The 12325-nt window shown below is 71.3% G+C and carries 11 protein-coding genes; 3 read left to right on the forward strand and 8 right to left on the reverse strand.

All coding sequences use genetic code 11. From position 1 onward, the window contains the following. Positions 1 to 23: 23 nt before the first annotated feature. Positions 24 to 266 carry a hypothetical protein gene (locus tag QQM39_RS43040; RefSeq protein WP_302002998.1) on the reverse strand — a complete coding sequence of 81 codons (243 nt, stop codon included), beginning with the start codon at positions 264 to 266 and terminating at the stop codon, positions 24 to 26. Between the two features lie 25 nt (positions 267 to 291). Beyond that, a complete protein-coding gene (locus QQM39_RS43045) occupies positions 292 to 1431 on the reverse strand; it encodes an ABC transporter substrate-binding protein (RefSeq protein ID WP_302002999.1) in 1140 nt (379 codons plus the stop codon). A gap of 340 nt (positions 1432 to 1771) precedes the next feature. On the opposite strand from QQM39_RS43045, the gene QQM39_RS43050 reads away from it, so the two are divergent. Further along, the gene (locus tag QQM39_RS43050; RefSeq protein WP_302003001.1) at positions 1772 to 3298 is read left to right on the forward strand and encodes a carboxylesterase/lipase family protein; all 1527 of its coding nucleotides are present in this window, start codon (positions 1772 to 1774) and stop codon (positions 3296 to 3298) included. Positions 3299 to 3549: 251 nt separating this feature from the next. Here QQM39_RS43050 and QQM39_RS43055 read toward each other — a convergent pair whose 3' ends face one another. Both QQM39_RS43055 and QQM39_RS43060 read right to left on the reverse strand, forming a co-directional pair. Continuing rightward, entirely contained in the window at positions 3550 to 3843 is a 294-nt protein-coding gene (locus tag QQM39_RS43055) for a hypothetical protein (protein WP_302003002.1), read from the reverse strand. Positions 3844 to 4126: 283 nt separating this feature from the next. Continuing rightward, the gene (locus QQM39_RS43060; RefSeq protein WP_302003003.1) at positions 4127 to 5035 is read right to left on the reverse strand and encodes a helix-turn-helix transcriptional regulator; all 909 of its coding nucleotides are present in this window, start codon (positions 5033 to 5035) and stop codon (positions 4127 to 4129) included. 203 nt (positions 5036 to 5238) lie between these two features. Here QQM39_RS43060 and QQM39_RS43065 point away from each other — a divergent pair, with 203 nt between their 5' ends. Both QQM39_RS43065 and QQM39_RS43070 read left to right on the forward strand, forming a co-directional pair. Next, on the forward strand, positions 5239 to 6282 hold the full coding sequence (locus tag QQM39_RS43065) for an MFS transporter (protein WP_302003004.1): 1044 nt from the start codon (positions 5239 to 5241) through the stop codon (positions 6280 to 6282). Next, positions 6267 to 6455 carry a hypothetical protein gene (locus tag QQM39_RS43070; protein WP_302003005.1) on the forward strand — a complete coding sequence of 63 codons (189 nt, stop codon included), beginning with the start codon at positions 6267 to 6269 and terminating at the stop codon, positions 6453 to 6455. Before QQM39_RS43065 ends, QQM39_RS43070 begins: the two co-directional genes overlap by 16 nt. A gap of 195 nt (positions 6456 to 6650) precedes the next feature. Here QQM39_RS43070 and QQM39_RS43075 read toward each other — a convergent pair whose 3' ends face one another. From QQM39_RS43075 to QQM39_RS43090, 4 genes are all read right to left on the reverse strand, one after another. Next, positions 6651 to 7934, reverse strand: a complete 1284-nt coding sequence (locus QQM39_RS43075) for a cysteine desulfurase (RefSeq protein WP_302003006.1) — start codon at positions 7932 to 7934, stop codon at positions 6651 to 6653. Next, positions 7921 to 9312, reverse strand: coding sequence for a family 2B encapsulin nanocompartment shell protein (locus QQM39_RS43080; protein ID WP_302003007.1), 1392 nt, complete (start codon positions 9310 to 9312; stop codon positions 7921 to 7923). Before QQM39_RS43080 ends, QQM39_RS43075 begins: the two co-directional genes overlap by 14 nt. A gap of 306 nt (positions 9313 to 9618) precedes the next feature. Beyond that, complete coding sequence (locus QQM39_RS43085) at positions 9619 to 10524, reverse strand: hypothetical protein (protein WP_302003008.1); 906 nt, start codon at positions 10522 to 10524, stop codon at positions 9619 to 9621. Between the two features lie 68 nt (positions 10525 to 10592). Continuing rightward, complete coding sequence (locus QQM39_RS43090) at positions 10593 to 12320, reverse strand: sulfite reductase flavoprotein subunit alpha (protein ID WP_302003921.1); 1728 nt, start codon at positions 12318 to 12320, stop codon at positions 10593 to 10595. Between the last annotated feature and the right edge of the window lie 5 nt (positions 12321 to 12325).

Here is a 12325-nt window from a genome sequence, read left to right on the forward strand (position 1 = left end):
CCGGATCGTGCGCCTTCCGGGTTTCACTGTTGGCTGGGTGCCGCCAGGTCGGCTACCAGCATTTCCAGGGCCGACTTCGGGACGGTGCCGCTCGACCCGCTGTCTGTCTGCCTCCAGTTCGGGCTCGAGTCCGTGGATTCTGAGCCTGTGGTGTCGTTGACACCCTGGAAGATGCCGAAGTCGATGGGCCCGTCGTCAGCTGAGGCGGGGATGGCGGCAGTGAGGAGAGCCGCACCGGCGAGTGCGGCGGCAGCGATGATCTTCATGCGTGGCTCAACGATGAGACCGGCATCAGGATGTTCTGTTCCGCACCTTTGGCGGACTGGGGAAAAGGATCCGAAAGCGATCGGGTTCCGCCGGATCCCGATCAACGACTTGGATGGGCGTCCGCGCCCATTGCCACACGCTGATGCCCGGCACGCGGGAGAACTGGATCTGCCCGCGGGTGCCTTCGACGGCGACGCCCGGCCAGGATTCGGCCGTGTGCGCCCGGTCCGTGCCGTGCGAACGCAGCACATCGGCAAGGACGGCGACCGTGTCGTAGCCCTCGTAGGCGACGAAGGAGGGCGCTTCGGCCAGCCGTTCGCGCAGGGCCGTCTCGACTCGTGCACCGAGTGGGCTGAGGCGCTCGGGCAGATAACGCAGGAACGGGATCGCGGTGTCGGCGTCGCCCAGCGACGTCGCCCACTCGGCGAACTCCGGTTGCCCGGCCGGAGCGCCGATCATGACTTCGGTGAGGCGCTGGTCGCGGCGCACGGACCTGACGATCGACGCTGCCGGCTCCGGGTGACCGACCAGGAGGAGGAGGGCTGTCGCGCGCTGGTCGACGAGTTCGTCGCACACGGCCGTGGGCGTGAGCGCGCTCATGTCGAGTTCGGTGACAGCGCCGCCGCGTGTCGCGAGGTGGTTTCGCAGAACGCGGGTCCCAGAGGCCCAGTAGATACTCGGCTGGGTTGCTACGGCGATGCGACGGTGGCCCGCGCCGAGGAGGAAGTCCGCGTAGACCTGCCAGCCGCGGGACTGCGGTGGGGAGAGGCGCGCGACCCATTCCGTCGGCTGTTCGGTGAGCGTGTCGAGCACCGCTGACGAGCAGAGGAACGGCAGGCCGAGGGCGTCGGCCCTGGTGGCGGCGGCGCGAGCGACGACGCTGTGATACTCGCCCGCCAAGGCGGTGACGCCCAGGCGAGCCAATTCGTCCACGGCGGCCGCTGCCCGCTGCGGATCAGCCGCGGTGTCCCGGACCACCAGCTCAAGTGGCCTCCCGCCGATCCCGCCGGCGTCATTGACGTCGCGAACGGCCAGCTCGAGTCCGGCGAGCAGGTGTTGGCCCGCCTCGACCCAGCCAGGCCGAGTCAGCGGAACGAGAGCGCCGATCCGGACGGATGAGCCGTCAGACCGCTGCGCCCCAGGCGGCGATGGTGGCGTATTCATGCGCCGGTCTCTCCCGCCCGACGATTCGGCAGCGGTTCGCCCCGATCGCAGAGTGGCGAGGCTCGGTAGTACGCGTTCGTCTCATCTCGCCGTGGCGGGCGCACCTGGGTGATCATGCCGGCCATTGCATCCACGACCATCGCCGACAGGCAACCGATTATTTGTTCGCCGAGCTGCCAAGCTGCGAGAAGCGGGACCCGCACCCCGCTGTGACTGGTCGAGATAGTTGTCACCTGGTCGTGGTAACTGTCATCGGTGCCTCCGAGGGCCTGTCGATCCCTTGCCGGCGGATCCAAACTCACTCGCGTGGCAGCCTGTTGAGGGGTGAGACTGGCGCGCAATGAATGAGCAATCGGGTGCTGAGGTGGTCTTTTGGACAGCGAGGGGCCGTGTGCAGGGCAGAGGGCCCACTAACGGCGTCACTACGGTGCTCGGCATCCCGTACGCAGCCGCGCCGTTCGGCGCCCGTCGATTCAGGGAGCCGCAGCCAGCGCCGGCCTGGGGTGGGATTCGGGACTGCACGGCCTTCGGACCCATCTCGCCGCAGTCAGCTGAGCTGCCCGGGGCGCCCGTGTGGCGCCCCGGGGACGAAAATGTTCTCACCGTCAACGTGTGGCTGCCGGAGCACACGCATGACGGCGCGCTGCCGGTGTTCTTCTGGATCCACGGCGGCGCCTACACCTTCGGCTCCTCGGCTCAGCCCGACTTCGACGGCGCGGCCCTGGCCCGCGCCGGGCTGGTAGTGGTCAGCTGCAACTACCGGGTGGGCTTCGAGGGCTTCGGCCACGTGCCCGGCTTCTCCGACAACCGCGGTCTTCGGGATCAGGCCGCCGCCCTGCGCTGGGTTCAGGAGAACATCGAGGCCTTTGGCGGCGACCCAGGTAACGTCACCGTCGCCGGGCACTCCTCCGGGGCAGGCTCGGTCGCCTGCCTGATGGCGATGCAGCAGATCAAGGGGCTGTTCCGGCGGGCCATTGCCCACAGCGTGCCCAATGCCTTCTACACGGTCGAGCTCGCAGCGGCGGTCGCCGAGCGGATCGCCGCGGAGGCCGGCGTCGCACCGACGGCGGAGGGGCTGCTGTCCGTACCGCCCCAGGCTCTGGTGGCCGCCTCCGACAAGGTCGCCGCCCAGTGCAGGGCCGCCCCCGTAGCGACGATCCATGCCTATGACCCGGTGATCTTTCAACCCGTCGTCGACGGCGAGGTCCTGCCCGCGGACCCGCTCCGCCTGATCGCCTCCGGGGCGGCACGGGACGTGGACCTACTCGCATGCCACACGTTGGAGGAATGCTGGTTCCTCCACGCGGTCGGAGCCGTCCGGGAAGTCACCAGCGAGGCAGAACTGGAAGAATTCGCCGAAGCCCTGCGCCTGCCGGCCAACTTGGTCAACGACTACCGGACGTCCATGCCCGACGCACCGGTGCTCGACCGCTACCTCTCGATGTTCGGCGACGCGAAGTTCGGCGAGTACACCACCCGCCTCGCCGAGCACCACGCGAAGGCTGGCGGCCGGTCCTATCTGGCCCGCTTCGCCCGCAGGCGCGCAGACGCCCGGCCCTGGCACAACGCGGATATCCCCTTCGCGTTCGGCAACCTGGACGCTCTCGGCGCCGAATTCCTCACCGGCGGCCCGCCCGATGAGCTCGACCACGCCCTCTCCCAGCGCATGCTCTGCTCCTGGGCCGACTTCGCCGCCACCGGCGACCCGGGCTGGCCGGCCGTCACCGCCACAACCACGCCGGTCAAGTCTTGGGCGCTCCCCCACGACCACCTGACCGATGACGACACGTCCCCCTTCCGCACCCAATGGCGGAACGTCAGGTTCGACCTGTTGCACCCCGGGCGAGCGGCAACCGGGCATCGATAGGCAAGGGGGTACCCGAGCCCAGCCAGCGGCCACAAAATCCCGGCCGGTGACAGCAAGCATGGAAATCACGAGGTAGTGACAACAAGAACGACCAAGCGATGACAACTACCCCGCTCAGAACTGGGATGACGTCCAGGTCGCACGTCCAAGCTGGTGACAACTATCCCGACCGGTCACACCCGCGAAACCCCCTGCCCCGCACCGCGGGCATTGCGGTACGGGGCAGGGGGTGAACGCGCGGCAAGCAGCCGTCAGTGACCGATGGTCCGGTCGAAGTCGGACATGTCCTGGTCGAAGCCGGATGCATCCTGGTCGAAGCCGGGCGTTTCCTGGTCGGAACCGGACGCGCCCTGGCCGGCATCGGACGCGCCCTGGCCGAAGCCGGAGTCGTCCTGGTCGAGACCAGGCGTGGCCGGAGAGCTGTTTCCGAAACCAGCTCCGGCGTTACTCATGTCGTCGCTGTCGTAGGCGAGGGCCTGGCCCGCGCCTCCGAACAGAACGGTCCCGGCCAGAACGGTGGCGGCCAGCAGGGTAGGTGCACGCACGAGCGTCTCCTTCGGTCGGTGTGTGCTCGCCAGAGGTATGCCGCCGGCCCGCACGCGAGATGCGTTGATGGGCCCACAGGCACCCGAATAGGCGGTGCACATGGCGGTACCCGCGGTGGGGGCCCTCGCCGGAGAAATCGAGGCGGGCGTGCCAGGAGAACGACCCGCTCGATGACCCAACAGCGCGGTACGGACGTGAAGTTGGGCACGCCCAGGGTGTCGCCCAGCAGGTGGCGCTTGATCGAGTTGAGCTCGCCGGGTCGACACCGCACAGCGGCGTACGTCATTCCGGGCGTACCGTGCCGCCGGACCAGGGAGCCCGTGCTCCGGTGTCGTCCCGGGTGGCGTCGGGGGCGCTCCAGCTGGCGAGGAGGGCGAGGGCCTGAGCGGAGGCGGAGCCGGGTTCGGCGGTGTACACGCACACGGTCTGGCCCGGGTCGGACGGGAAGGCCAGGGTCTCGTGGTGCAGGGCGAACTCGCCGACCACGGGGTGGTGGAAGCGCTGGGTGCCGTGGACGCACTGGGCTACTCGGTGACTGTCCCACCAGACGCTGACCTCCGGCACCTTGACCACGGCCTCGCCGATCAGCTCGTTGAGCAGGGCGTCGTCGGGATGGCGTCCCGCTTCCAGGCGCAGATCCGCCACGACGATCTCCGCGACCTCGTCCCAGTTCCTGTACAGCTCGCGGGCGGCGGGGTCGAGGAGGACGTAGCGGGCGAAGTTGCGCTCGCGGTACGGCAGGGCGTCCCAGTCCGTGATCAGGGCGCGGGCCAGCTGGTTGGCGGCCAGTACGTCCTGGCGGTGGTTGGCGACGAAGGCCGGTGAGACGCCGTTGAGGACGTCCAGCATCCGATGGACCTCGGGGCGCACGCGCTGCACGCGTTCCGGCCGGCGGCGCCTGGGGCGGGTGGAACGAGGCCGGGCGAGGTCGAAGAGGTGGCCGCGTTCGTCGTCGTCCAGGCGCAGGGCGCGGGCCACGGCATCCAGGACGGCCTCGGAGACGTTGGGGTGGCGGCCCTGTTCGAGACGGGTGTAGTAGTCCGTGCTCACCCCGGCCAGACGGGCGACCTCCTCGCGGCGCAGGCCCGGTACCCGGCGGACGCCGCCGCCCGGGGCCACGCCCGCGGCGTGCGGGCTCAGCCGGGCCCGGCGGGTGCGGAGAAAGTCTCCCAGCTCTGCGTTCTGCGCCATCCCGCCAGTATTCGCTCAGGGCGGTGCGGCCACCTGGTCCAGGGTGGCCCAGCTGGACCCAGGCTCAACTGGGCCAGGTTCGCGGGCCGACCCGCCTTGCGGCGGCGCGAGTCTGGAACAACGCCGTCCTGTTCTCGCCAGGCCCTCTCCTGCCCGAACGGCATCCCGCTCGCCCGGCAATGTCCTCTGGAGCACCCCGCACCATGCCTTTGATCATCTACGTCCTCGGATTCGGTACCTTCGCCCAGGGCACCTCGGAGTTCATGCTCTCCGGGCTGCTGTCCTCCCTCGCCGGTGATCTGGGCGTCTCGCTGTCCGAGGCGGGGCTGTTGGTCTCGGCGTTCGCCGGCGGCATGGTCGTCGGCGCGCCGCTGCTGACGCTGGCCACCCTGAGGCTGCCCCGCCGGGCCGCACTGGTCGGCTTCCAGGTGGTGTTCGTCGCCGGGCACGCGGCCGCCGCGCTCGTGCCGCACTTCGGCTTCCTGCTGGTCATGCGCGTGGTCACGGGTATGGCGTACGCCGGTTTCTGGGCGCTTGCCTCGGTCACCGCGGTCTCCCTCGTCCCCGCCGACCGGCGCGGGAAGGCGATGTCCGTGGTCGTGTCCGGGCTGAGCCTGTCCATGATCCTCGGCGTTCCGGCCGGCACGCTGCTGGCCCAGCACGCCGGCTGGCGGGCGGCGTTCTGGGCGGTGGCCGTCATGTCCGCACTGTCCGCGACCGCGGTGCTTCTCGCCCTGCCCGGCGGACGCGGCACCGGGGCACCGCAGTTGAGGTCGCGTACCGAACTGGGCTCCTTGGCGGTGCCCCGGCTGTGGGTCGCCTACGCCACCACCGCGCTGACCGTCTCCGCCACCATCGCGGTCTTCTCCTACCTGGGCGCCCTGCTGGAGGACGTCACGGGCATCTCCGAGGGGCTCGTGCCGGCGGTGCTCGGCCTGTACGGCGTGGGCGCGCTGGCCGGCCTCACGGTGGGCGGCCGCATCGCCGACCGGGTCCCGTTCGGGGTCCTGCTGACCGGCATGGGCACGGTCGCGGCCGTAGCGGCCACCATCGCGCTGACCGCGGACCTCCCCGCGGTGGTGATCCCGCTCGCCGTCCTCCTCGCCGCCGGCGGCTTCATGACCAACCCGGCGGTGAACGCCCGCGTGTTCGGCATCCTGGGCGAGACCAGGACGCTGGGCGGCGCGGTGAACATCGCCGCCTTCACGTCGGCATCGCCGTGGCTCCCTGGGTGTCCGGGCTGGTGATCGACGCGGGCCCCGGCCTGGCGGGCATCGGCCGGGTCGGCGCGGCCTTCGCCGTGGCGGCTGTCGCGAGCACGCTGCTGGACCGACACCTCACCCGCCGCCACCAGCGCACCGCGCCCACCCCGGCCCCTGCCCGGCGCGACGTCCCTGAGTCGGCCGCGGCCTCCCGGTGAGCTCGGCGGCCCGCGCCTCGGCGAACCGAACCGGTCCGTGCGCCACGACCGGCGGCGCTGCGCAGCGGAACCGGGGTCCGTGCGGCCGGCTTCGGGCGCACGGACCCTGCTCAGACCCTGCTCAGACCCTGCTCAGACCCTGCTCAGACCCTGCTCAGACCCTGCTCAGACCCTGCTCAGACCCTGCTCCCTTCGTCAGGCGCTCTGTTGCAGTCGGCGCAGCGACGCGACGAGCTGGTCCACCTCGTCGGACGTGTTGTAGAGCGCGAGAGACGCACGCGCCGCCGACTCCAACCCGTAGTGGGCGAGGGCTGGTTGGGCGCAGTGGTGACCGGCGCGGACGGCGATTCCGTCGCGGTCGAGCCAGTCGGCGACGGAGGCCGGGTCCTGCCCCGCGAGCGTGAAGGTGAGCACCGCGATCCGGTCGGACGCCGAACCGATCAACTGGAGCCCGGGCACCGTGGCAAGGGCGTCGCGCGCACACGACAGGAGACGCTCCTCGTATGCCGCGACGGCCTCGCGGTCCAGGGACGTCAGCCAGTTCAGGGCGGCGAGCAGTCCGATGACGCCGGAGATGTGTCCGGTACCGGCCTCCATCTTGTGCGGGGCGGCCGCGAACGTGGTCCTGCCGAAGTCCACGGACTCGATCATGTTGCCGCCGCCCTGCCACGGTGCCATGCCGGCGAGGAGGTCCGGCTTCGTGTACAGGACACCGATGCCGGTCGGCGCGAACAGCTTGTGACCGGAGAACGCGTAGAAGTCCGCGTTCAAGTCCTGGACGTCGACGGGGAAATGAGCGACGGCCTGGGCACCGTCCACCAGGACCTTGGCGCCATAGCGGTGGGCGAGCGCCGTCATCTCCTTGACGGGCGGGACGGTGCCCAGGACGTTCGAGGCGTGGCTGATCGCGACGAGCCGGGTGCGCGAGGACAGGAGATCCGCGTACGCGTCCTGGTCGATCTCTCCGTCCGCGGTGAGCGGGACCGGCACGAGCCGGGCCCGGGTCTCCTTGGCGACCATCTGCCACGGCACGATGTCCGAGTGGTGTTCGAGGACCGGCACCAGAATGTCGTCCCCGGGCCCGAGGTTGGCCCGGCCCCAGCTCTGCGCGACGAGGTTGACGGCCTCCGTGGTGCCGCGCACGAACACGACACCGTCCGGGCTCGGGGCGCCGAGGAAGTCGGCGACGGCCGCCCGGCCCGCCTCGTACGCCTCGGTGGCCTCCCGCGCCATGGTGTGGGCCCCGCGGTGGATGTTGGAGTTGGCGGTGCCGTAGTAGGCGGTGAGCGCCTCGATGACCTGGCGCGGCTTCTGGGTGGTGGCTGCGTTGTCGAGCCAGATGAGGGGGTGGCCGTTGACCGGCCGGTGCAGGATCGGGAAGTCGTGACGCACCGACTCGGCGGTGAAACCGCCCGGTCGGCGCCGAAGCGCGGAGGGATCGGTCGGCGTCGGCCACGCCGTGACGTCAGGCGTAGTCATGGTACTTGGACACCTCGACGTTCTGGAGTACGGCGATGGCGTCGTCCACCAGCACGGCGGTGTTGAAGTAGGCCGTCATCAGGTAGGACGTGATGCCCTTCCGGTCCATGCCCATGTTCCGCATGGACAGGCCGGGTTCGACCTCGTCCGGCACCGCCGCGGGGCGCAAGCCCACCACGCCCTGCTCGGCCTCGCCGACCCGCATCAGCAGGATCTCGGTGGTACCGGCGGCCTCGCCCGAGCCGCCCGGACACGGCACCTTGTCGGAGGGCAGCAGCGGCACGCCCCGCCAGGTCAGCAGCGGACTGCCGAACCGGCTGTCCGTCACCGGCGGCACCCCCCGCCGCGTGCACTCGCGCCCGAACGCGGCGATCGCCCTCGGGTGCGCCACGAAGTAGGCGGGCTGCTTCCACACCCTCGCGAGCAGCTCGTCCAGGTCGTCGGGGGTGGGAGCGCCGGTGCGCGCCTGCACGCGCTGACCGGCCGGGACACTGTGGAAGAGCCCGAGGTCGGGGTGGTTGAGCATCAGGTTCTCCTGCCGCTCGCGCAGGGCCTGGACGGTCAGGTTGGCCTGGGTCCGCGTCTGGTCCATCGGCCCGTTGTAGAGGTCGGCGACACGGGAGTGCACCATCATCCGCGTCTGGGCGAGCGTCATGTGGTATTCGCGCGGCACGTCCTCGTAGTCGACGTAGGTGCTCGGCAGGTCGACCTCACCCACATGACCGCCGCTCAGGTCGATGGGCGCCTCGGTGCCGGGTGCGGGCACGCCGCCCGCCGCGTACGACTCCACCGCCCCGCGCAGCGACCCGTCGCGCTCCATGAGCCCGGCGAGAGCGGAACGCGCGGCGCGCAGGGCGACGCCGGGAGTGACGGCCTTGACGGCGTACGGCATGGGCTCGCCCTTGGTCCACGCCTCCAGGTCGAAGTACTGCCCGTCGCCGATGACCTGGACCAGCGCCTCGTCGCCGTACCGCCCGGCGGCGCGCTTCTCGGCGCGGCCCCGGACGATCACCCACAGGTGCTCGGCGGTGTCGCCCTCCTGGACGAGCACCTGCCCGGCCTCGAAGCTCGTCTCGGTGAAGGCGTCGGCCAGTTGACCGAGGAGGGCGTCATCGGTCTCGCGCAGGTACGGGATCTCGCGTAAGTCGCCCTGCACGACGCGCGGACTTCCCTCGTCGGTGTGCGTGCTGATGCGGTCGTCGCCCAGGACGTAGGTGCGGCGCCGGTTGACGCGGTACACACCCGATTCGACATCGACCCAAGGAAGGGCGCGCAGGAGGTAGCGCGGGGTGATACCGCGCATCTGCGGTGCCGTCTTCGTGGTGGTCGCGAGTTGCCGAGCGGACTCGGTGCTGAGGCTGATGCGGTCGGTCGGCACAGTGGCCTCCTCAAGTGGACTGCTCCGGGAGCGGACTTCTGTGCGAGCGAGGCCGATCGTGCAGGGGGCGACCGGGTCTCACAAGACGCACAGGACACCGCTCGGCGGAGCCCGGGCCGAAAACGCTCTGCTCGGGGCAGGGCAGGCCCGCCGCACCGCGCGCGTCGGCAGCCGGCGCCACAAGGGCGAGGGCGGGCGGACGACGTTTCCGACGCGGCGACGAAGAACGGCCCGACGCTCTGTACATTGCCCACGGACGGCTTGATTCGGCCCCGTATCACGGCTTTTGGCAGCTTAAAGGAGTGCTTATGTGACCCCTCTCCGGGCCGTATTTACCTGAATCCGCAATTGTTGCCCGGGGTGGGTCGGCTCTGCGGCAGGCAGTGACGCCGTGAGGTGCTCCCAGGCCGCGTGGACGTCCTCCCCGACGATCCCGAACTGCGTGATGACCGCGACGCAGCGCCCGTCCTCGTCGTCGAGTTCGAGCGCCGAGGTCGGGCCGTGTGCCGCCGTGGAGCGGACCAGGTGACAGGACCGGACGCCCGTGAGGTCGATCTCCACCGAGCTCTGGGCGATCGCCGCGAACACCCGCCCGCCGACGGTCCGGTCGGTGACATGCACCCGGCCGCCGCACGCCTGCATGGCCGCCGGGGCGAACACCGCGACCCCGATCGGCAGCCCGACGGAGCAGACGTGGTCGAGTACGGCGGGCAGCACGCCGGCCTCGATCGGCCGGTGCTCGCCGCGGTATCCGCCGAACGCCGAACGCCGGGCGACCCCGCCGTCCGTGAGGATCGCGTCGAGTTGGGCGAGCTGGTCGCCGTTCTCCCACGCCGGCACCTGCGGCGCCGCGGGCGGTCCCGAGGCCGGTGCCCCGGCGTCGAGCGTGCCCACGAGTCCGGTCAGCAGCCGGTCCCCCTCGGAGAGCAGCCGCCCCTGATGCACGGTCCGGCCGTCCGCGTCCAGCAGACGCAGGGCGACCGCACCGGTGTCCTCGTCCCGTGCGACCACGGCCGAGGCGACACCGTCGCCGTCGACGCGGAGCGCGATCGAGCCCGGGTGCACGGCGAACGCCTCGCCGCGCAGGCTCGGGACCGCGTAACTGCCGGCCTGGTCGATCCGGGCGACCGGACCTCCGGTGACCGCCTGGACGTACTGAAAGAGCGTCAGGCACCGCGCCAACTCCGGCATCCGCGCGTCGATCAGCCGCACGCTGCTCCTCCGCCTGCCGCAGCACCCCTCGAACGCGCAGCGACCATGGGCGTCGTGGTCCGTCATGCTCAGTACACGTCCCGTACGTAGCGCTTCGCCCGCCGCAGGCCCGCCAGGTACTCCGCCGCGTCGTCGTCCCCGCGCCCGCGCTGCTCGGCGATGACGGACAGCAGGGCCGCCTCGACGTCCCTCGCCATACGGGAGGCGTCGCCGCAGACGTAGACGTGCGCGCCCTCCTCCAGCCACGCGTACAGCTCGCGCGACCGCTCCCGCATCCGCGTCTGCACGTACACCTTCTCGGCCTGGTCGCGCGAGAACGCGAGGTCGAGTTCGGTGAGCACGCCGCGCTTCCGCAAGTCCTCCAGCTCGTCCTCGTACACGAAGTCCGTCGCGCGGTGCTGGTCGCCGAAGAACAGCCAGTTGCGCCCGGCGGCGCCCCGCGCGGCGCGCTCGTGGAGGAAGCCGCGGAACGGTGCGATGCCCGTGCCGGGGCCGATCATGACCATCGGGGCGTCGTCGTCCGCCGGGACGCCGAAGGAGGCGTTCGGCTGCAGGTAGATGCCCACGGCCGCCCCCTCGCCGCCGGCCCTGTCCGCGAGGTACGTCGACGCGACGCCCTCGTACCGGCGCTCGGGGGCGCCGTACCGGACGGACGCGACGGTGAGGTGGATGCGGTCCGGGTGGGCCAGCGGGCTCGACGAGATCGAGTACTGGCGTGCCTGCAACGGCCGCAGGAACGGCAGCAGTTCGGCGAGGCCCGGCGCGGCGGAACCGGCGTCCCGCAGCAGGTCCAGCACGTCCCGGCCCCAGAGCCAGGAGTCGAGGTCGGAGCGGTCGCCGTGCGCCACCACCGAGGCGAGCTCACTCGACGGCGCCCGCTCCACGAGGTCGGCGATCAGCTCCTTCGACGGGGCGCGGATCTCGCGCTCGGTCCGCAGCAGCTCGGCGGCCTCCTCGTCACCGCCCGCACCGAGATGTTCCAGCAACTCCCCGACGAGAGCCGGGTCGTTCACCGGTACGACGGCCAGCGCGTCGCCCGCCGCGTACGTGATGCCGCTGTCGCCGAGGTCGAACTCGTAGTGGCGGATCTCCTTCGCGCTGCGGGGTGCGGACAGCAGACGGTTCACCGCGAGCCGGGAGCGGTACGGGTCGCGCTTGTTCCACCGGGAGCGTTGTGGCGCGGCGGCCGGGGAGGCCTCCGTGGTCCCGCCCGACGCGCCGGTCTCCGCGACCAGACGCTCCAGGACCGCCGCCGTCCACTGCGCCGCGGGCTCCTCGAAGTCGACGTCGCAGTCGACGCGTTCGTGCAGCCGGGTCGCCCCGAGCTGCTCAAGGCGGGTGTCGATGAGCTTCGCGGCCTGGCAGAAGTCGTCGTACCCCTGGTCGCCGAGCCCGAGGACCGCGTACCGCAGACCCTCCAGCCTCGGCGCCGTCTCGGCCTGGAGCGCCTCCCAGAACAGCCCGGCGTTGTCGGGCATCTCGCCCTCGCCGTACGTCGAGGTCACCACGATCACGTGGGACATCGCGGCGAGCCGTTCGGGCGTGACGTCGTCGAGCGCGGTGGCGGCGCCGCCGAGGCCACGGGCGCGGGCCCCGGCGACGAGCTCACCGGCGAGGAACTCGGCGTTGCCGGTCTGGGTGCCGTACAGGACGTCGACCGTCGCGGCGGGTGCGTCCGCCGCCGCGCCGTCCCGGCGTCCGGCGGCGGCGATCCCGGCGATGAACCCGGCGAGCCAGGCCTCCTGTTGGGCGGAGAACGGCGCGTCGGCCGGGATGAGGGACCCGGTCGGGGGCATGAGGG

Source organism: Streptomyces sp. DT2A-34, from assembly GCF_030499515.1.
Taxonomy (GTDB): Bacteria; Actinomycetota; Actinomycetes; order Streptomycetales; family Streptomycetaceae; genus Streptomyces.